Origin of the sequence: Robertkochia flava (assembly GCF_020166515.1) — a bacterium.
Lineage (GTDB): Bacteria > Bacteroidota > Bacteroidia > Flavobacteriales > Flavobacteriaceae > Robertkochia > Robertkochia flava.
In genome coordinates, this window is the sequence record NZ_JAINZT010000005.1 from 405,275 (window position 1) to 426,544 (window position 21,270).

A 21,270-nucleotide genomic window follows, 5' to 3' on the forward strand; every position below is an offset into this window, starting at 1 on the left:
AACAATCCGGAAGGAGAATTTTACCCCCTCCAAAGTTATTTTTTTATTTCCTACACGATCAGCGGACCGCCTCTACGGTAAACCGGAATTTTATAAATGGCTTTAAAATTCAAATTTAACAAATAGATTGATGGTGCGTTCCAATCCAAACCGGGATATCCGTTGTGGAAAATTGATGTCTGTAAACCGGTAAAAACGGCTGATCTCATTTTCCTGATCAAACAGATTCCAAACCGCTACCCCTAACTTCGCATACCCGTTGCCATTGAGTCTCAAAGTATAATTTATGGAAGCGTCTATTCTCTGGTAATAAGGCAGGACTCTGCTGTTAGGTGCCTCGTAATTGATTGCTCCGTTTACTACCTCATTACCCTGTACAGGCAGGGTGGTGGGTAATCCCGAACGCCAATTCAAACCTATGGAAGATATTAAACGGCGCCATGAATAACTCAACCCGGAAGAAACCGCATGATTAATATTAAAGTTGCTGGGAAATTGCTCAGGGTAAAGGTCTTCAAAATCATAGGTGGTTTCAGCCAGCGAATAACTTATCCAGCCATTAAAGGCATCGGATTGATGGTTGATGACCAGGTCTAATCCTTTAGAGGTGTAATTACCCAGGGCATTAATTCCTTCAAAGGCGTTGGTGAACCCCTGACTTCGGGCATTCAGTCCTTCCACAGCTTTAAAATAGGCTTCTGAATGGAATTTCCAGGGACCGGTATTGTACCGGTATCCCACAGAGAGCTGCCTGCTTTTTAGTACAGGTCTTTCAGGTTCTTGTGAAAGAAACCATCGCCTGTTTTCCACTCCAAGGAAATCGGTCTGTAAGTCAACTTCCTGGGTGATCACCTGGCTTTTTATCTCTGCTGAAAGGTCTAAATAACCGGAATTGCCCAGAGCCTGAACCAGATTCAAACGCGGTTCAGCAAGGAACAAATCGGGTTGTTTCAGATAATTAAGACGTATTCCCGGCCTTAACGAGCTGCCCACCCAGGGCACCCAGAATGCTTCCGTATAGAAGGCGTGTCTTGTGATATCCTGATCGATCTCGGTAGCGATGGTACCGCCCTGCAGGGTGTCGGTGTTTTGAACCCGGGTATGGTTGAGTTCGTAACCGGTCTTTAGCAGAAGATCTGCATAAATTTCCAGTTTCCCTTCCAGTTTTATCCCGGTTTCTGAGACCTTGTTATTTTGTAGGAACAGCTGATCCTGCAAGATATCGGCATTTCGCCCTTCCAGGGTATATTGAACATGGTAGGTGTTTAGTGTACTGCTTATACGGCGGTTCCAGGATCGTTGATAGTTGAAAAAACCTCCGCTATTTCGTTGGGTACTGCTGCTTTCTCTGGATTGCTCCACGTTGTTCACGAAGGCGTTTTCTAAAAATGAAAAACTGTTATCCATCATCAAAAATCCGGCTTTAAGATGATCCCTGCTTCCCGGGGTGTAATTAAGTACGCCACCCAGGTCAAAGAAACGGAAGGAATCACTGGCTTCAATAACGTTTTCACGGTTGGTAAGTACCTCTGTATTCTGGAAGGCCTGGTTGAAATAATTCTGGTAGGCCCGGGAGCGGAACAGATCGTTAAATGACCTTCTTCCTGCAACCTTCAGGGAGGCTTTTTTCCCCATAGGAATATTCAAAGCCGCATGGGCATTAATGAGATTCAGGCCGGCGCTAACGGAGAAGATACTGTCTGTTTGTTGTCCTGAATTCATCAAGATACTTCCGGAAACACCCCCTGTATAAGCTGCCGAAGTCCCGTTCTTTACCAGGGTGGTTTCATTCACAAGATCAGGGTTAAAAGCAGAGATATAACTGAAAAAGTGTCCGGATTGATACATGGGAATGCCGTTCCAGGTGATATAATTCTGGTCGTGACTGCCACCCCGGATGTTGATGTTGGTAACGGTTTCATCATTGCTGTTGATGCCCGGGAGGGTCTGTACTGTCTGTAAAGGGTCGGCCTCGGTTAACCCTGGGAGGATCCCGAATTGGGAGGCATCAACCTCCAGGCTCCCATCTGCTTTTAAGGAAATACCCCTGGCCAGAAAGTTGTATAAGGTGATCTCCTGTAATGGGTTGATCTCGCCTTGCATACGGTAGCTGCCACAGTCTGATTTGGTTATTGATGAAACAGGAAGCTCCAATGCCTTATATCCCAGGTAGGTAATGCGAAGGGTGTCGCTTTGATCCACCCGTGAAAGTCTGAAATAGCCATCACTATTGGTAAATGTTCTTTGGTTGAGGGTTCGTATCTCGGCCCCTTCCAGGGGGGCGTTTTCCATGTCGGTAACCGTTCCGCATAAGGTTTCAGGATACGGAATGGAAGGAGCTATAGTGATAATACGATTATCGAGGGTCTTAAATACCAGGCCTGTTTGCTGCTCCAGGTCGTTCATCGCTTCTTGTAAGGTGGAAACAGGGGAGGGGGGAATTACCTCAAAAACAGCGATCAGCTCATCGGCATAAGAGAACCTGCATTCATAACGGGATTCCAGAGTGATAAGCACCGATTTCAGAGGGGCTGTTTCCTGTGCGGATGCCTGAAAAATAACTCCGGGAAAAAGGAGGAATGAAAATATAAATTTTAAGAAAATGCTATTTCTCAATGGCAGAGATCTTTACATTTTTACCATCATCACTGATCTTAAATTCGAGCCCGAATGGCTGGCAGACCGATCTAAGGGCCTGATCCAGGTTGTCATGAGGGAATACTCCGGTAAAGCGTTGAGAGGAAAGCTGTTTTCGGTAATCTACTGTAACATCGTATTGCCTTTCGATCTCCTTAAAGATATGCGCCAGGGGTATACTCTCAAAAGAAGAGCTGCCATCGATCCAGGACGGATGCGCATCGCCAATAGAGCGCATGGTTAATTTTCCTTCCGCTAACAGGAGCTCTTGTCCGGGACGCAGCGTATACTCCTCTTCACCGACTCCTACCTTTACGGCTCCTTCATAACAACTAACCTTAAAAATGCCTTCCCGGTTGTATACATTGAACTGGGTGCCAAGTACCTGAACCCACCCGCTTTTAGTATTCACTTTAAAGGCAGATCCCTTTTCCACCTTAAACCAGGCTTCTCCTTTTAATTTCAAACTGCGTCTTTTTGACCATTCTTTTTCGTTAAAGCTGATCTCAGACTGAGCATTCAGGGTTACCTGAGATTGATCAGGAAGGGATATGGACGAATGTTCGGCCAGGTCTGCTGAGAAATTGACCTGCGATTGCTGTTGGTAAAATAGATACGCGGTGAAAAGTACAGCAATGGCGGCTGCGATGCCGGCAACATATCTGATACGTTCTTTAAAGGAGATGACCTTGGGGGCAGACTTCATGCGAGCTTGAAGATCTTCTAATCCCTTGACGGGATCAACCGTTTTAGGGTTGGGAAAGTCCCCGCCCTTTTCAATGATCTTCCGGTAGGTTTCAAAACCCTCCATGGCTTCCAGCTCCCTGAATTCTTCGGGAGTCAGATCGTTATCAAGCCACTTCAAGATGAGGTCTTCTTTTTTCATCGGGTTTCCTTTTATATGCTAAACAACTTTATCATTAATGTTTACCCCTTAAGGGTTTAAACTTTGAAATTCAGATGCCGTCAATGTGTTTTCTCAGGTTTTCAACGGCCATATACAATCGTTTTCGAACGGCCCTGATTGATAGATCTAATATTTCTGCAATTTCCTGGTGGCTCCTCCCTTCCACACGGTTCAGCAGGAACACCACTCTTTGATTCTCACTGAGTCCGGCAAGGGCCTGTTCGTACTTTTTAAGAAATTGTTGTTCTTCGAGAATGAATTGCGGATCTTCCTGATCATAGTCTTTGACAGCCTCTTTTTGATGCTTCAACACCACTTTTTGATGCTTTAATTCGTTAAGCATGGTATTGTTAGCCACCGTGAATAAGTATCCTTTGGCTTTTTCCGGGGGTACCTTCTTACAATTCTGCCACAGCTTTACAAAGGCTTCCTGGGCAATATCGAAGTTATCCCTGCCTGCACCATACTTATAATATAAGAAGTTGGAAACCTGTTGTATGTATTTATTATAGATCTCGGAAAATACTTTTTCCTTACAAATGTCCATAAGATCCGGGCTTGATTTCTATTTGCATAGATAAATAAAAGTTGTGGTTAAGATAACAGATTTTATGAAAATGCAGGTGCGATGGATATTCTGATGCCTGGATATCCATTCGAACCCTGGTCGCTTCAAATAGAATGAGGTGTCTTAATAGAAGCTATAAAAGGGTAAGCAAGTGTTTCAGGAGGGGAAATAATGAATTGCAGGTATGTGCATTCTGATGTTTTAAAAAAAAATTAATTCCCGAAGGGTAATTTTTCACTGTTGTGTTGTTTTATAATTGATTCGGGCATCAAAACAGCTTAAGTCCCGATCGGGAAAAAATTAACCTTTAAAATTAAAACCATGAATTTTAAACTTTTATCAAAGGTATCCGGCTTGTTTTTTTCAGGCTTGCTTATGATCTCCTGCAGTGACAATGATGATCCTGCGACAAGAGGTCAGCTCAGTATTAATGTGGCTAACAGTTTGGTTGAAACAGGAGCTAAGAGTTCTTCTCACAAGGAAGTTGCTCCCGGACTTGACCTTTCCACCTTCCTGATCAATATCGAAGAGTTCGAGCTGGAGATCGATTATGAGGATGAAAATTATGATGATGATAATTATTCTGGGGATGACGATCTCTGGGATGATGATGGCTATTACGATTCTGAAGATGAATTTGAGCTGGAAGGCCCGTTTGTAGTGGACCTATTGGCCGGAAAGGTGGAATTGATGAATATCAGTGTACCTGTCGGACCTTTTGAAGAACTGGAATTCGAGTTTGAAAAAAGTGATGACCCGGAAAGTGCTCTATTTGGAAAATCAATTTTAATAGAGGGAACCTTCGAAGGTACTCCTTTTGTTTTCTGGCACGATTTCAATGATGAGGTAGAGGTTGATTTTGAAGATGTGGAGCAAAACATCGTTATCACTGAAGGTGCCGAAAGTGTTACCATCAATTTTGATCTTCTCGGGATCTTTACCCAGGATTTCGGAATAGACCTTTCTGCGGCCACCGATGGCAACGGAGATGGCACAGTAGAGATCAGCCCTATGGATGAAGATGGGAACAATGACCTGGCAGATGCCATTAAGGAAGCCATTAAAAATCACATCGAACTGTTAGAGGACTAACCCGGAATCTTAACTAATTAACTTACTTACCTATACTATGAAATTTGTTTTTAAAACTTTAATGATCGCCTTTATCAGTTTAGCCACCATTGGGTGTAGTAAAGATGATGAGCCCATGGCAAAGGTGAATATTACCGCCCAAAATACCGATTTTGATGGGGATGTCACCGGACAGGGAGGCAGTTTAAATAAAAGCTATACATGGAACAATCCGTTGGCTACTGTTGACTACAATATGGATATTACGGCTGCATCAAACGGATCTTTTCAGTTGATCCTTCAGGATGCTGACGGAGCTGTTGTACTGGACAGAACTATTGTAGCCGGACAGGGGGAAGATTCCCGTTCGGGGGTTTCCCAGGCCGGGGTGCCAGGAGAATGGACCGTAAAGATTGTACTAAATAATTTTAAGGGAGATGGGTCTTTTTCCATTTCTCCCGGAAACTAACCTACTATTTTTGATTGTTGCTAATGAAAGGGCTGTTCTGAAAAGGATGGCCTTTTTTTGTTAGCAGTATAGAGTTGGCAGTTTGAGAATTTCTGAATAGGGTTGCTCTGTTTCTGGTTTAAAATTAATAGTCCTTTCTGCTCAAACCAGTTTCCATTTTGATAGATAAAGATTCATTTTGCAGAGTTCATCTGTCTTTTAAGAAGATATCTGTAAAAGGTTTAAATGATAAAATGATTTTTCTTGTAATTTATACGAAATATCCATGGGCGAGAGTGTGATGTGCCGAAGTTCATCATAGATATTAAAGACATTTTATACACAAGAGATACCATAAAGATGCGAAATCACCACACGACCGTCAGTACTATTCTATTCAGGGTTTTGCTTCTGCTCTTTATGGTGAATTTAAGTGTAATACATGGGCAGGAATCCGGGGCTGACACCTCTGAAGCAGGCACAGTAGAGGTGGTCGGTGATGTGATAAGATTTGCCCTGCCGGTTACCACCCTGGGAAGTAGTTTTATCATTGGGGATAAAAAGGGCGCCTGGCAGTTTGCAAAAGGTATTGTGCTTACAGGAGCGGTTACATACGGCTTAAAACTCGCCATAGATAAAGAACGTCCGGACATGAGTGATAACCATGCCTTTCCCTCAGGTCATACCTCTGTGGTATTTCACAGTGCAGGGTATCTGCACAGGCGTTACGGATTTAAATACAGTATTCCGGCCTACCTGCTTGCCGGATTCACCGCAGCCAGTCGAATGGAGGCTGATAAACACGATCTTCTGGATGTAACCGCCGGAGCGGCCATTGGGTTGTGCAGTAACCTGTTGTTCACTACAGAATACCAGCAGGAACATATGCAGCTTACCTTCAACAGCGAAGATGGAAACTACCTTCTTGGATTTACCTATAAGTTTTAGGTAAGTTAAAAGGGTCTTTGGTGCAGGTTGGTTCAGAATATTAGTTGTAACACGCAACACGTCACCTTTTACCTGTTATTTTTTACCTTTAGAATCTTCCGATTGTCCATTTTAAAGAATTTAAACGTATTTCTAAGGAAAGTTAAACTTCGGAATTCCTACTCCCATTCACCATGCTTCGCTGCATTTTGATTTGTGTTATATTTAAAGGGGTCTATGGGACTAAAAATACACCAATGAACTATCTCCATAAATTTATCGCATTATCGCTTCTGATTTCTTCGTTTTTACAATCTTGTAAAAATCAGGATCAAGTGAATGTGTCCTTAGATACTGAAAAACTAAAAGTGCGAATCGCTGAAATTGAAATAGCCCCTGAATTTAGAGAAGAATATTTGTCTATTCTCAGAGAAGAATCAGAGGCCTCCGTGCGATTAGAGCCCGGTGTTATTTGTATCTATCCCATGTTTCAACAGGATAATCCAAATCTGATCAGGCTACTGGAAATTTATGAAAGTGAGGAAGCTTACCAATCTCATCTGCAAACGCCTCACTTTAAGCATTACAAGGGAACTACTCTAAAAATGGTTAAATCATTAGAGCTGATAGACGTGGAAGCCATTGACCCCGAATCCATGAGTGCCATATTCCTTAAGTTAAAGTCGTAAAACGGCTTAGCTATTCTAAATTAAAGGGGTATATCAATTCTATATTTAATTCATCGACCGGTATTCCTGAGGTGTGTGCCCAACCCTCTTCTTAAAGAGCCGGGAAAAATGTTGAGGGTATTTAAACCCTAACGTATATGCAATTTCACTGATGGATAGATCCGGATCAAAGATCATATCTTTAGCAGCATCAATAATCTTCATCTGGATGTAATCCTGGGCAGTAACCCCTGTTTCTCTTTTTACCAGATCTCCGAAGTAGTTGGCAGACAGGTGAAGCTGATCCGCAAAGTATTTAACCGAGGGTATTCCATATTCTTTTGCTTTGCCGGTTTTAAGGTAGGCCTTTAAGGAATTTTCAAAATTTTGAATAATGCTCAGGTTCTCATTATCGCGTGTGATGAATTGACGATCGTAAAATCTTGTACAGTAGTTCAGGAATAGCTCTATGTTAGATAGGATAAGTGCCTTACTATGCTTGTCGATACCTTGTGAAAGTTCAATGCGAATCTTATTGAAGCAATCGAGAACGATCAGACGCTCCCTTTGGGAAATGTGCAGCGCTTCATGGTTGTCATAGCTAAAGAATGAATACGTTTCCATGATGCTTCCAAGATGGGTTCCTCTTAAGAAGTCCGGATGAAATAATAAGGCGTACCCGGAAGGTTGGTAATCGGTATCGATTCTTGAGATATTAACAACCTGTCCCGGTCCTATAAAGACCAGCGTACCATCCTGGTAATCGTAGTTCTGTCGGCCATATTTTAAAACACAGCTTTCCCCTTGCTTCAGGAAGACCCCATAGAAGTGATAGCGAACGGAGGTTACATCCGAGGTTCCCGGCCATTTCCCTTTAGAGAGATCCACTATACTAACCAGTGGATGCAAGGTCTCTAATTGAAGTCCGGTACAATAGTCATCGATCTTTATGAGGTTCTTAATGTTCGGCATTTGAAGTCTTGTTTTTCCGAAAATAAGTAATGTTTTTGTCAATATCTGTTTTGTTTATGCCATACCTGTAAAAATGGTTAGTGATTCCGTAAATATGGTCAATACTTTACCTGTAAATATCGGTATGTTTGATACTTAGTGTCTGTTTCTATAGAAGTGGATAGTGTTATCGAACTCATTTATTAACCAAAAACGATAAAACACAATTAAAATGAAAAAATTACTATTTGGGATACTTTTAGTGGCTATTAGTAGTGTATCCTTTGCTCAGGAATCGACCATTGAAGATGAAATCAAAGCGCTTTCAGCGGCAAAATGGGAATGGATGGCAGATAAGAATGTTGAGAAACTTGCTGATCTATTTCACGACAAATCAAAATTTGTACATATGAGTGGTTCCTGGAAGAAGGAGAGGGAGCTGGAGATTATTTCATCCGGTAGTATCTGGTACAAAAATGCCGAAGTGCATGATGTGGCGGTGGAAACCTTTGAAGACCATACAGCTGTGCTCTGGAACCGCATAACGCTAACTGCCCACGTCAGGGGAAACGATGTTACCAATGAATTTACTGTAACCGAGTTCTACCAAAAGCAGGAAGGCGATTGGAAGTTACTCGATCTTACCTTTAGCAGTGTTAGGGATACTCACGAGATCGAACATTAATAAGATTTAAAATTTAAGAATGATATTTATGAATAGAAAAAGGATCTTTTTTTCGCTTCTTTTCGCCTTATTCAGTAGTCAAGCGATTTTATCTCAGACTTCGGAGTTAGAAAAAACAATTACCGAACTGTCTTCCAAAAAATGGCAATGGATGGCAGAGAAGAATGCAGACAGTCTGGAAGTACTCTTCCATGATAAATCAAAATTCGTGCATATGGGTGGTACGTGGGGAAAAGACAGGGAGCTGGAGATCATCCGAAGCGGTTTTATTCATTATAAACAGGCAGATGTGCACGAAGTGATGGTAGAGGTTATGGATGATACAGTCATCCTGTGGAATCGAATTACCTTGGTTGCTGTCGTTGGAACCAATGAAGTAACCAACCCTTTTATGGTTACAGAGGTATATGTGAAACAGGAGGGGCAATGGAAATTGGGAGATTTGACCTTCAGTAAATTGCTGACAACAGAATAATTGTTATTCGGCACCTGATGAAGATGTTCTTGACCTGCATATTACTGCTAATGGCATCCGGACTTCCGCAAGAGGAGGTGGTTTCATCCGGGAAAATGTTGATCGTCTATGTTTCCAGAACAAACAATACGAAAGTGTTGGCAGAAATGATCCAAAATGAGGTTGGGGGCAATCTGATGGAACTGGAGTTGGTTACCCCTTATCCTGACAATTATCTCGATATGGTTAGGCAGGTATCAGAAGAAAATACAACAGGTTTTTTGCCGCCACTTAAAGATCATCCGGATATTGACGACTATAACCTCATTTTTATAGGCTTTCCTACCTGGGATATGCAGATGCCACCCCCTATGAAGAGTTTCCTGCAGCATAATGCCTTTGAAGGGAAAACGCTGGTGCCATTTAATACCCATGGGGGTTACGGTGTAGGTAGTGGTTTTAATACCGTTCGTTCACTTTGCCCCCGAAGCACTGTTTTGGAGGGTTATTCAGTAAAAGGTGGATTGGAAAAGGAGGGCGTTTATTTAGCGATAGAAGGTGAACGGAAGGAGGAAGTGAGAAGGGAAATAAAAATCTGGCTAGGTCAACTCAAACTAAAATGAGAAGGGAGGTGCTTACGGTTAGAGCTGATTCCCCTAAAGTTCGTAACTTTCTAAAGATACCTTAATTACCATAACGAAGAAAAATAACAGATCATGGCAAATTATATTTTAAACATAAACGGTAAGAGGCTTGAAGTAGAGGTAGATCCTTCGACACCTTTACTCTGGGTATTGCGGGATCATTTAAAGCTCGTAGGTACCAAGTTTGGATGTGGTATGGCACAATGTGGTGCCTGTACTGTTCATATTGATGATACCGCGGTTCGTTCCTGTGTTTTACCGGTTTCTTCCGTAGCGGAAAGTAAAATTACAAATATAGAAGGATTGTCGGCAGATGGTGATCACCCGGTACAACAGGCCTGGATGGAGGTTGATGTTCCACAATGTGGATACTGTCAGGCAGGTCAGATCATGACTGCCGCAGCATTACTCAAGCAAAATCCGAATCCGACCGAAGAGGAGATCGAGTCTGCGATGAACGGGAATATATGCAGGTGTGGTACGTATCTCAGAATAAAAAAGGCAGTGCAGATCGCTGCCGGAAAAACCTCCTGAACCAATTCATAAAACAGAAGACCATGTCAATAAGAAAAACCAAAATAGGAAGACGAGCATTTATAAAGAATACCAGCTTGGCAGGTGGTGGGCTTATTCTTGGGTTCAGTATTCTGAATTCCTGTAGCACAGAGAAGGAGAAGTCCATGGCTGTTAAAGAAATGCCTGAGGAATGGTTTGAGATGAACGCCTATTTAAAAATAGGTGATAATGGGTTGGTAACCATTATGGCTCCCAATCCTGAGTTCGGACAAGGTGTTATTACCGCCATGCCGATGATCGTTGCTGATGAGCTGGATGTAAATTGGCAGGATGTGATCGTGGAGCAGGCCAATTTTAATGCGGAAGATTATGGATGGCAATTCACCGGGGGCAGCCAGGGAATTCGCAGACGTTGGGAAGGCCTTCGCTTGGCAGGTGCTACAGCCAAAGCCATGTTAGTGGCGGCCGCTGCCAAAACCTGGAATGTTCCCGCCTCTGAAATTTCGGTTGCCGAAGGAATTTTGACTCATGAGCAGACCGGGAAAAAGGCAGGATTTGGAGAGTTGGCCTCCATAGCAGCCACCATGGAGGTTCCTGAAGAAGTGCCATTAAAGAATGTAAAGGACTTTACGATAATCGGTACTTCTAAGAAAAGTGTTGAAAATAAAAAGATCGTAACCGGAAAGCCATTGTTCGGTTTGGATTATCAATACGAAGGGGCATTGGTGGCTATGGTGGAGCACCCACCAGCTTTTGGTTTACAGTTAAAATCTTACAATGATGAAAGTGTTCGCGCTATGTCGGGCATTGTTGATGTTTTTAAGATTAAGACCCTGGAAGACGGCTTTAAGCGCGGATACTTTGATACCAATGCCTTCACTGATCTACTGGTTATCGTAGGTAAAAACACCTGGGAGGTAATGAATGCTAAAAAGGCGATGAAAGCAGAGTGGGAGCCGATAGCCGATTCTAAGTATTTAATGGATCAGTTCGGAACCGAAGTAGAGGTGGAAGTGCCAGGAGGGTTAGAAAGTACCACTGACCATTATGCTAAGATGAAGGAAATGGCATCCAGAGCATCGACAGTAATGAGACAGGATGGTGATCCCGAAAAGGTTTTCAGGAATGCCGACAATGTTATAGAGCGTTCTTACAGTTGTCCCTTTCTGGCTCACAATTGTATGGAACCGATGAATTTCTTTGCTAATGTTACGGACGAAGGAGCACACCTTGCCGGACCACTTCAAGCACCGGGATTAACCGAAACCACGGTGGCTGCCCGTTTGGGAATTCCTGTTGAAAAAGTAGAAATTGAACTTACCCGAATGGGTGGAGGATTCGGAAGGCGGGCATATGGCCACTATGCCGTTGAGGCTGCTTTGATCTCTCAACAAGTAAAGGCACCGGTAAAGCTTATTTATACTCGCGAGGATGATATGACCTTCGGGATATATCGCCCATCTTATTATGCTACCTATCGGGCAGCCCTCGATGAAAATAATGAATTAATTGCTTTTCATGTGAATGCAGGAGGGGTTCCGGAAAGTCCGTTGTTTCCTAATCGATTCCCAGCAGGAACAGTAGAGCATTACCTTGCGGAACAATGGGCCATCAAATCGAATATCACCATTGGAGCCTTCCGGGCACCCCGCTCCAATTTTATGGCCGGAGCAGAACAAGCCTTTTTGGATGAGGTCGCAGAAGCTGCAGGTAAAGATCCCATTGATTTTCGCCTGGAATTACTCGAGAAAGCAAAGAACAACCCTGTAGGGGAGGAAAACGAATACGATCCTGATCGCCTGGCGGGGGTGCTTAAATTAGTACGGGAGAAATCAGACTGGGATACGCCCAAACCGGGAGTGTCTCGTGGGGTTTCAGCCTATTTCTGCCATAACAGTTATGCGGCTCACGTATTGGATATAGTAATGGAAGGGGACAGGCCTGTAGTGCAGAATGTGGTTTGTGCCATTGATTGCGGTATTGTGATCAATCCTGATGCTGCTGCTAATATGGCAGAGGGTGCGATTATAGACGGTGTTGGGAACGCCATGTATGGTGTGCTCTCTTTTAAGGACGGTAAACCCGAGCAAACCAATTTTGATACATACAGAATGATCCGTCATACGGAGGCGCCGAAGCAGGTAGAGGTACATTTCGTGCAGAATGAGGTCGACCCCACAGGACTGGGAGAGCCCCCATTTCCACCGGTTTTTGGAGCGCTTGCCAATGCACTCTATAAGGCTACCGGACGCAGGTATTATCACCAGCCATTTAATGCAGATCATTCTGAACTGTTGGGATAAGCGCCTTATAGCGAAATCTTGGGTAACTAAAATGGATATAGCAATTATAAAGGACTGATATATGAAGGATGTTAGGACTAAAATAGGACGAAGGGCATTTATTAAAAACAGCAGCCTTGCTGGTGGCGGTCTTGTTCTTGGTTTTAGTATCCTGAATTCCTGCACTCCTGAAAAGTCCAAAACCATGGCGGTAAACGATATGCCGGATGAATGGTTTGAGATGAATGCCTATTTGAAAATAGGGGAGAATGGTGTGGTCACCATAGTGTCGCCCAATCCTGAAGGCGGACAAAATGTAAAAACCTCCATGCCGATGATCATTGCAGATGAACTGGACGTTGATTGGCAGAAAGTTGTTGTGGAACAAGCACCATTAAACACAGATGCTTTTAGTTTTCAATTTATAGGTGGAAGTCAGGCCATCAGAAGGGGGTGGCCGGGCTTGCGTCTGGCAGGTGCTTCTGCGAGGCAAATGCTTATAAACGGGGCGGCTTCTGTTTGGTAGGTTCCATCAAATGAAATAACGACGAAGCAAGGGGTGCTTTATCATGAGCCGAGCAACAGGTCTTTAGGCTATGGTGAAGTAGCATCTATGGCTGCTGGATTATCAGTACCGGAAGAAGTGGCACTAAAGGAAAAAGAAGAGTTTACCATCATTGGTACTTCAAGAAAAAATGTAGATGGGTTAAAAATAGTTACCGGCGAACCCTTGTTCGGTATGGACACCTACCGTGAAGGAATGCTGATCGCAATGATCGTTCATCCCCCGGCATTTGGATTAAAGATTCGATCCATAGATGATTCTGCTGCGAAAAATATGCCAGGAATAAGGGATATTTTCAAGATTAAAGTGTACAATGAGGATTATGTGAAAACGTTTTTCGATACCCGTACCTTTAACGAAGTTGTTGTCATAGTGGGAGGTTCCACCTGGGAGGTCATGCAGGCTAAAAAGGCACTTAAGATCAATTGTGAGCCTATTCAGGGTAAGACTGAAAAAAGAGATCGGTTCGGAACGGCATGGGAACAGCATACACCTTCGGGGTTAGAAAATACATCAGACCATTATGCCCGGATGGAACAAATGGCGAATAAAGGCGGCGCAGTTATGCGTAAGGATGGTGATCCGGAAAAAGCCTTCCTGAATGCCGAGAAGACCATAGAAAGAACCTACACGGCACCCTTCCTGGCTCATAATTGCATGGAACCGATGAATTTCTTTGCTGACGTGAAAGAGGATAAGGCTGAGTTAATAGGTCCGCTGCAGAAGCCGGAGTTTACAGAACAGACATTAGCTGCGCGACTTGGTATGCCGCTTGAGAATATCGATATTAAAATGACCCGTCTGGGAGGCGGTTATGGTCGGCGCTCCTATGCACACTGGATGGTAGAAGCAGCTTTGATCTCACAAAGAATGAAGGCTCCGGTGAAGTTGATATATACCCGGGAAGATGATATGACCGATGGGATCTATCGTCCTTCCTATTTGGTAAAGCTCAAAGCGGCGTTGGATGCCAATAATAAGCTGATCGCATACCACGTAAATGCCGGGGGAATTCCTGAAAGTCCGTTGTGGGAGAATCGGTTCCCTGCCGGAACTGTAGAGAATTATTTGGCTGAAGAATGGACCATTGACAGCAATATCACTGTTGGGTCTTTCCGTGCTCCCAGTTCCAATTTTATGGCCTGTGCAGAACAGTCATTCCTGGATGAGGTAGCGGAACTTGCCGGGAAGGATCCTATGGATTTTCGCCTGGAACTTCTGGGCCGCGCAATTTCCGATCCTGTGGGAGAGGAGAATGATTATGATCCGGTACGGTATGCTGAGGTGCTGAAAACGCTAAAGGAGAAGTCAAATTGGGCTGAAAAGAGTTCAGATCTGTCCCGTGGTATGGCAGCTTACTTTTGTCATAACTCTTATGCCGCTATGGTGCTTTATATGAAGGTTAAAGATAATATTCCGGTTGTCGAAAAGGTTACCTGTGTCCTGGACTGTGGAATCGTGATAAATCCGGACTCGGCAAGGAATATGGCCGAAGGAGGTATTGTTGATGGAGTAGGCAATGCGTTTTTTGGGGAGATGACCTTCGATGATGGTGTGCCATCTAAAAGCAATTTTGACACCTACCGGATGATCCGCATGAGCGAGGCGCCTAAGGAGATCGAGGTACATTTTATGGATAATGGAATTGATCCTACGGGTCTTGGGGAGCCTACCTTCCCGCCGGTGTTTCCTGCTGTTGCCAATTCACTTTATCAGGCAACCGGCCAAAGATTTTATAAACTTCCGTTTACACTCGATAGTGAGGATGTTTAATGGTGAGGTGGCTAAGGATTACCAGGCCTATCGTGTTACCTGTCACCTGTTACTTGTCACCTGTTACCCAAGGGTTACTTCCCTTCTTGCGTCAGGGCCGTGATACAGGTGTGGGCATACAATACCGTTGATTTTGGAAATAAATATACCCCCTCTTTTTGAAGGAGGGGTAGTCGAGGGCCGGGGTGGTTATTACACTGGAAAAGCCCTTTTTAAACTTTCTTGTGATATCTCTACATCCTTACATCCCCCTCCGGATTATTCGCCTTCGGCTCATGATCCAGGTAGGGGGATGTTGCTCAAAAACGCCCTGACCACACTGGCGTGTGGGCTGGTTTTTCTATACGCCTTATAAAAGAATTGGCTCCTTCCCCCAGCCGGGGGAAGGTGGCAGCGTTAATTGCGCTGACGGAAGGGGGGGATTACTCGTAACGCTTCGCGTTACTCATGATCCAGGTAGGGGGAATGTTGCTCAAAAAAGCCCTGACCACACTGGCGTGTGGACTAATTTTTATCTATAAGCCTTATAAAAGAATTGGCTCCTTCCCCCAGCCGGGGGAAGGTGGCAGCGTTAATTGCGCTGACGGAAGGGGGGATTACTCGTAACGCTTCGCGTTACTCATGATCCAGATAGGGGGATGTTGCTCAAAAAAGCCCTGACCACACTGGTGTGTGGCCTGGTTTTTTCTATACGCTTTATAAAAGAATTGGCACCTTCCCCCAGCCGGGGGAAGGTGGCAGCGTTAATAGCGCTGACGGAAGGGGGGGATTACTCGTAACGCTTCGTGTTACTCATGATCCATGCGGAGAGATGTTGCTCAAAAAAGCCCTGACCACACTGGCGTGTGGCCTGTTTTTTTATCCCCATACGCTTACAAAAGCGAGCCTGTCTGACGACAGTCAGGCTTTTGACGCTTCAGGGAATAAAAAAACCCGACAGTTTCCTGTCGGGCTTTTTTGGTCGGGATGACAGGATTTGAACCTGCGACCCCACGCACCCCATGCGTGTACGCTACCAGACTGCGCCACATCCCGAAAAACAGCCGGAGCTGTTTTATGTAAAATCATTAAACCTAAACTTTCCGGTGTGAACTTAACTTCATATCAGTAACCGAAAATCCACTTCATCATGGGTGAAAAGTGGATTGCAAAAATAAACGTTTATTCAAAATTACAATAGCTTTTTTCAAGATTTTCTTCCCCTCTGCAAGGACACTTTTTGTAAGTGTCTGAGGGTCATCATGAAATTCACAAGACCTTTTTTTAAGCCCGTTTTACCAAAAAAATATCCCCCGGTAGATTTTGAAAGCATCCGGGGGATAACAACCAATTAATTAAGAAAATTTAGTTAAAACGATAGCTGACCCCAACCTGGATCATAGAGGTGGTCATATCATAAGATACCTCTGTACCGGGAACAGCTCCGTAAGGATTATCATTGGATATAAACATAGGATTCAAAGCAGGGCCGGAAGTTGAGCCGCTGCTGTCTCCGTAATGAAACACAGCATCGACTATGAAGCGGGTTCCAAATTCATAACTTAAACCAAGTTGATAGGCGTTCTTTATAATCGCCGTTGCCGGGATATTGAAGAAGGCCAGTTCTGAGGTTATAGGGTTGGAGGAGTAGGTGTATCCCACCCGTAAGGGTAATTTATTTATGCCCTTATACTGTATTCCCGCAGAGATGATGTTGATGTTCTTCCAGCCAAATCCGCGTACCGAAGCCGTTTGGGTCCATCCGGCTTTCTCAAATCCTTCGGTATTTTCATAGTTTACCAGTCGGTAGTCAAGGGCCAGATCGATATTGCCTAAAGAATACCCAAGTCCCACAGAGAAGATAGAAGGATAATCCATTCTGAAAGAGTTCTCTTCCTGGCTGTTGTCCAGATACGTATTGTCGAGATTGAAATCGCTGAAATATTGAGGAGTTTTATAGGATACTCCCGCCTTAAAGCCAACAGGACTTTCATAATACACTGCAAATTGAGCCCCATAGCCGAAGGCAGAAGCACGGTCTGCGGAGGGATATCCGGACGCATTCGGGTTCGCTGTTGGATTGGGAATGAGTTCCAGGGCCGCAAAGTTGAAATTGGGCTGTATCCCAAAGGAGATGCGGTCCGTTAACTGGTAGGCCCAGGTAAAGCCCAGTTGAAAGAGCAGGTAGTCGGATTCTATTCTTCCGAACCCTCCAAATTCCTGGGGCGCATTAACGGGGTTGGTCATGCTTTCCGGGAACGTAACCCCGAAGCCGCTAATCCCGAATGCAGAAACCCCGAATTTGGAACGGCTACCTTCCTTTCCCCAAACGAATGCCAGGGCGGGCATGGGGGAGGCGCCCCGATCATCATTGGTAACGCCGCTTAAAAAGTTTCCCGTAGGTTGTCCCGTTTGCGGATTGATCTCCGGTACGGTAGAGCGCAGTTCGGGATCAGAAAAAAAGATCCCTATATCCAGTTTAAATTGTGAACCTTCAAATGTGGTTATCGCTGCCGGATTCCAGTGTAAGGCACCTGAAATATCCAGGGCTTGTCCGGTGGCGGCTCCACCCATTGACATGTTTTTGGCTCCGACGCCTTGCATGATATGTCCTGCCTGGGCATATAAGCCGAAAGAGGCCAGGAGCGAAAACATGGTGAATAATAGTTTTTTCATCGCGAATCTGTTTTTGATTTATACTGTGTTCAAAAAACATTATTGGGGTGGATCTGCCTACTAAATTAGTGGGAAGTAACCTTTAAGGGCATGACTTTTATCATAGAAGCAATTTCTTTGACCTTCCGGTGGTAACAGAGGTTGCCCAGGGCATCACCTATTGTTTGGCAACCTTTCTGAAAAAGGTGCCTTCCGGGGTAATGACCTCCAGGAGGTAGATTCCCTCCTGCAGGAAGGAAAGGTCTATAGAGGGGTCGTAGGACTCCAGAATCCGGGTTCCCTTAAGATCAAAAATGGTGGTGCGTACCACCTCCTTATTGAATTTAATACGGTTTTTTGCAGGGTTAGGGTAGATAAACAAGGGGCCGTCATCAGGGATTCCCTCCAGGATGGTCAGGGGAAAGAATGCTGTGATCGTATTTCCTGAACTGTCTGAAATGGTTATTTCCAGGTCGTATTCCCCTTCCCGAAGCATACTCCCTGCAGGGGGAGACTGGGTGATGATCAGGTCCTCAGATAACGCGCAATTATCCTCTGCAACGATCAATGGCCTGAGGTCTGGAACTTCGGTTTTTTCCTTTTCCGCTACATAGAGCAGCAGGGGTAAAGACTTGGATTCTGTGATCAGACGAGGTGCTTTAAGATCCACCACCTGGATATTAGCCATACAACTGCTGCTGTTCCCGTGAATATCGGTGGCTTTCACCATGATGGTTTGAGAACCTTTGGATTCGCAGGTGAAAACTGCAGTTTCAAACTCCAGGTCAAACGCACTGGGATCGGTTATGTGTGCCCTGAGAAATGCATCATCCGCCACTGCCTGTCCATCGGGCCCCAGTTCAAGAAACATCTCATCACAGGCGATCTCAGGAGCCCTGGTGTCGATCACATCGATGGTCCGGATTTCTTCCGCAGTATTGCCATACAGATCCGTAGCGCTGTAGATCACCTCGTAGGTGCCAACCTCCTCCAGGAGGGGACTGGTATCCAGGATCACCTCAGAACCATCGTCAGTATAGGCCCCGGGATCTTCAAAGTTCTCTCCGGCCTCCAAAACAAATGGATTGTCGCCATTCAGGTATATTACCGGAGGGGTCTTATCGTCCAGTTCAAATGCCCCGATATCTGAAAGTGGTCCCAACAGGACTGGATTTCCGAAAAAATCGGTTTCACTGTTATTGTCAGGAATGGGGATGGCAGTATTTAAAGCCGGAGAACGGTGGGAGAGTTGATAGGCATCAAGGGATTGAAGATCATTCCCGAACCCAACGGTACCTCCCTTCCCGGGATTGTTTAATTCAGGGTCGGTATACAATCCTGCCGGAAGGCCGTCTATAAGTTCATTACCTGTGGTTCTGAAAGCTTCCAGGGTATTGTAGGTGGTACCGTGATACTTCCAGAGCGATTGCCCTTGGGAATAATACAGGTTATTGACCAGGTTTACCGGAAAGTTTTTGGGTACGCTGATAAAGGGCGTGTTCCCCATGGTGTAAAAAATGTTGTTGGCAAAATATACTCCGCTTCCGGTGCTAAGATGATCTAAAACTCCTGCTGCGGCATGCTCCGGATTATCGGGCATATTTCCCGTATATACCGTGTTGTGATAGATGCTGATATTTTCGGGTGGAAAATCCGGGTTGAGGTTAAAAAGGTAGATCCCCCCGCCATTGGTACGGCCATCATTTTCACTAATATTATACCGTACGGTAATATTATTCATCCTGCGCGAATCGATGAACTGGCCGATGAGAAATCCCGAACCGTCGTTGTCATGTGAATAGTTGTACTGCATTATCCCGTTGGTAACCCCTCCGTCAAGATCGAAACCTCCGCCGTCACAACCCGTTCCGGAACTAATGTTGTAGGATTCACAGTATTGAATAGTAACCTGATCCGAATCGTAATACCAGATGCCTACAGGGCCCCCGCATTGGGTATTGTTGTATCCGCAATTGTAGGTCGTACTGTGCTCAATAACGGAGTTTTGTACATCCGAGATCACGATTCCGCTTCCGGAATGCACTTCACTGTCATATCCGGGAATATCAAAAACTTCCGTATTCCTCACCGTAATGTTGGAATGAGAATACCCTTGTTTAACCTGGGAAAAGGTTCCGGTTGCCTTAATTCCTGCATCAAGGCATTGATAAACTTTTACCTGGTCAATTAGCACTTTGTCAAATCCGGAATTCCCGGAAAGCCCGGAAATGGTTATGCCATCTACTCCAAATCCGCTTATTTCCAGTTTACTTAAAATGATGTTGGATAGTTTATAATTTCCCTCCAGGGTGTTTCGCAAAAGGATTCCGCTCCTGGAATTGGTTTCCATCCCGCTTCCCTGGATATGAAGCCGGGTGATAGCGATCCCTTCTCCGTTTTCGATCCAGATTCCGATGCCGTTACCGGCAGCTATGGTAGCGGACCCTGTGCCAAAGGAAGAAACGCTTATGATTCTTGTAGGGTCTCCACCGTCGTTTTCATCCAGTTTTAGCTGCCCGTTAAAAATATCCCCGGATTTAAAAAGAATGCTGTCTCCCGGTTTGAAGTTGACATTGTTAAGTTTGTTGATGGTTGCCCAGGCTGTGGCAGGGGTCAGGCCATCTGCGGTATCGTCTCCCTCACTGGCAATATAATAGGTGGTTTGTGCCGATAGTAGTCCACATTTTAGAAACACCAAGAGAACTAAAAAGGCAAAGTGTTCATGAGATATTGCGGTGCCGGAAATTAATGGAAATGGAAAGAAACCTCTCTTCGTTTGAATCTTCTTCATAGTCTTAGGTTGGAATAAGCGCGTTATTCAGCACAAGTAATTCAGTCTAGGGGGAGTAAGTATATGGTGTTCTAAATTACACATAATCAGGTAATTACAAAATTTAAATGGTCCGAAATCGATGCGTTTTAGACGAGCGGTTCCCGGACTAAAATAATGCCAATTTTATCTGATTTTCATCGGCGAAAAAACCTTCAAAATTATCATGTTTATGAAGATTCTGAACTCCGGGTTTGCATTTCTGCTAAAGGATGGTATTGTGGGCCAAGAACCGGGCGTGATAAAAAGGTGGGTAGACTATTTTAGCGATGCGGCCAGCCGGTGCCTGGAGGATTATGTCTAAAGCGCTGACGGAAGGGAGCTGGGTTATTCGCACTCCGTTTTCTTGTTCGTGATCTTTAGTGGGAGGTGACTTACAAAAGCCGCCCAGGGCGATGCCCTGTGCCGGTTTTTTTATGCCTTGTTTGATGAAACCGGGAAATAGAGAGCAGGATTACTCGGTTAGCAAAGCTAACCTCGTGATCCTTAGGGGGAGGTGACTCACAAAAGCCGCCCAGGGCGTTGCCCTGTGCCGGTTTTTTTATGCCCTTGCGCTTATGCAAGCGGGCTTGCAACGCTTCAGGGCATAAAAAAAGCCGGACAACATCTGTTGTTCGGCTTTTCTGGTCGGGGTGGCAGGATTCGAACCTGCGGCCTCCTGCTCCCAAAGCAGGCGCGATAACCGGGCTACGCTACACCCCGTGGTTTTC

Annotated in this window: 16 protein-coding genes, 2 tRNA genes and 1 pseudogene; 11 read left to right on the forward strand and 8 right to left on the reverse strand. The window is 44.7% G+C overall.

What is annotated here, in order from left to right:
* Positions 1-102: 102 nt before the first annotated feature.
* The 3 genes from K7R11_RS08300 to K7R11_RS08310 form a co-directional block, all read right to left on the reverse strand.
* Positions 103-2,616 carry a TonB-dependent receptor gene (locus tag K7R11_RS08300; RefSeq protein ID WP_224490070.1) on the reverse strand — a complete coding sequence of 838 codons (2,514 nt, stop codon included), beginning with the start codon at positions 2,614-2,616 and terminating at the stop codon, positions 103-105.
* Positions 2,606-3,523 carry a FecR family protein gene (locus K7R11_RS08305; protein WP_224490071.1) on the reverse strand — a complete coding sequence of 306 codons (918 nt, stop codon included), beginning with the start codon at positions 3,521-3,523 and terminating at the stop codon, positions 2,606-2,608. The genes K7R11_RS08300 and K7R11_RS08305 overlap by 11 nt, the downstream gene beginning before the upstream one ends.
* A 70-nt stretch (positions 3,524-3,593) precedes the next feature.
* A complete protein-coding gene (locus K7R11_RS08310; protein WP_224490072.1) occupies positions 3,594-4,091 on the reverse strand; it encodes an RNA polymerase sigma factor in 498 nt (165 codons plus the stop codon).
* Positions 4,092-4,433: 342 nt separating this feature from the next.
* On the opposite strand from K7R11_RS08310, the gene K7R11_RS08315 reads away from it, so the two are divergent.
* From K7R11_RS08315 to K7R11_RS08330, 4 genes are all read left to right on the forward strand, one after another.
* Complete coding sequence (locus K7R11_RS08315) at positions 4,434-5,204, forward strand: hypothetical protein (protein WP_224490073.1); 771 nt, start codon at positions 4,434-4,436, stop codon at positions 5,202-5,204.
* A 37-nt stretch (positions 5,205-5,241) separates the two neighbouring features.
* A complete protein-coding gene (locus K7R11_RS08320; RefSeq protein WP_224490074.1) occupies positions 5,242-5,652 on the forward strand; it encodes a hypothetical protein in 411 nt (136 codons plus the stop codon).
* A 339-nt stretch (positions 5,653-5,991) separates the two neighbouring features.
* Complete coding sequence (locus K7R11_RS08325) at positions 5,992-6,579, forward strand: phosphatase PAP2 family protein (RefSeq protein ID WP_224490075.1); 588 nt, start codon at positions 5,992-5,994, stop codon at positions 6,577-6,579.
* Positions 6,580-6,815: 236 nt separating this feature from the next.
* Positions 6,816-7,247: a putative quinol monooxygenase gene (locus K7R11_RS08330; protein ID WP_224490076.1), complete on the forward strand. Its 432-nt coding sequence runs from the start codon at positions 6,816-6,818 to the stop codon at positions 7,245-7,247.
* 45 nt (positions 7,248-7,292) lie between these two features.
* Here the strand turns inward: K7R11_RS08330 and K7R11_RS08335 are convergent, their stop codons facing one another.
* The gene (locus K7R11_RS08335; RefSeq protein WP_224490077.1) at positions 7,293-8,198 is read right to left on the reverse strand and encodes a helix-turn-helix domain-containing protein; all 906 of its coding nucleotides are present in this window, start codon (positions 8,196-8,198) and stop codon (positions 7,293-7,295) included.
* 211 nt (positions 8,199-8,409) lie between these two features.
* On the opposite strand from K7R11_RS08335, the gene K7R11_RS08340 reads away from it, so the two are divergent.
* From K7R11_RS08340 to K7R11_RS08365, 6 genes and pseudogenes are all read left to right on the forward strand, one after another.
* Positions 8,410-8,862 (forward strand): nuclear transport factor 2 family protein, encoded by a 453-nt coding sequence (locus K7R11_RS08340; protein ID WP_224490078.1) that lies wholly within the window; start codon positions 8,410-8,412, stop codon positions 8,860-8,862.
* A 28-nt stretch (positions 8,863-8,890) separates the two neighbouring features.
* Complete coding sequence (locus K7R11_RS08345) at positions 8,891-9,337, forward strand: nuclear transport factor 2 family protein (RefSeq protein ID WP_224490079.1); 447 nt, start codon at positions 8,891-8,893, stop codon at positions 9,335-9,337.
* A gap of 17 nt (positions 9,338-9,354) precedes the next feature.
* Positions 9,355-9,939: a flavodoxin family protein gene (locus K7R11_RS08350; protein WP_224490080.1), complete on the forward strand. Its 585-nt coding sequence runs from the start codon at positions 9,355-9,357 to the stop codon at positions 9,937-9,939.
* Between the two features lie 93 nt (positions 9,940-10,032).
* Entirely contained in the window at positions 10,033-10,494 is a 462-nt protein-coding gene (locus tag K7R11_RS08355) for a (2Fe-2S)-binding protein (RefSeq protein WP_224490081.1), read from the forward strand.
* Positions 10,495-10,517: 23 nt separating this feature from the next.
* Positions 10,518-12,779, forward strand: a complete 2,262-nt coding sequence (locus K7R11_RS08360) for a xanthine dehydrogenase family protein molybdopterin-binding subunit (RefSeq protein WP_224490082.1) — start codon at positions 10,518-10,520, stop codon at positions 12,777-12,779.
* A 61-nt stretch (positions 12,780-12,840) separates the two neighbouring features.
* A pseudogene (locus K7R11_RS08365) lies at positions 12,841-15,096 on the forward strand (xanthine dehydrogenase family protein molybdopterin-binding subunit).
* A gap of 958 nt (positions 15,097-16,054) precedes the next feature.
* Here the strand turns inward: K7R11_RS08365 and K7R11_RS08370 are convergent.
* The 3 genes from K7R11_RS08370 to K7R11_RS08380 all read right to left on the reverse strand — a co-directional run bounded on the left by K7R11_RS08370 (position 16,055) and on the right by K7R11_RS08380 (position 20,521).
* Positions 16,055-16,131: transfer RNA gene (locus tag K7R11_RS08370), tRNA-Pro, on the reverse strand.
* A gap of 309 nt (positions 16,132-16,440) precedes the next feature.
* Positions 16,441-17,751, reverse strand: coding sequence for an OmpP1/FadL family transporter (locus K7R11_RS08375; protein ID WP_224490083.1), 1,311 nt, complete (start codon positions 17,749-17,751; stop codon positions 16,441-16,443).
* Positions 17,752-17,908: 157 nt separating this feature from the next.
* On the reverse strand, positions 17,909-20,521 hold the full coding sequence (locus tag K7R11_RS08380) for an immunoglobulin-like domain-containing protein (RefSeq protein WP_224490084.1): 2,613 nt from the start codon (positions 20,519-20,521) through the stop codon (positions 17,909-17,911).
* A gap of 211 nt (positions 20,522-20,732) precedes the next feature.
* Here K7R11_RS08380 and K7R11_RS15030 point away from each other — a divergent pair, with 211 nt between their 5' ends.
* Positions 20,733-20,864, forward strand: a complete 132-nt coding sequence (locus K7R11_RS15030; RefSeq protein ID WP_262899794.1) for a hypothetical protein — start codon at positions 20,733-20,735, stop codon at positions 20,862-20,864.
* 320 nt (positions 20,865-21,184) lie between these two features.
* On the opposite strand, the gene K7R11_RS08385 is transcribed toward K7R11_RS15030, so the two are convergent.
* Positions 21,185-21,262, reverse strand: a tRNA-Pro gene (locus K7R11_RS08385).
* Positions 21,263-21,270 lie beyond the last annotated feature (8 nt).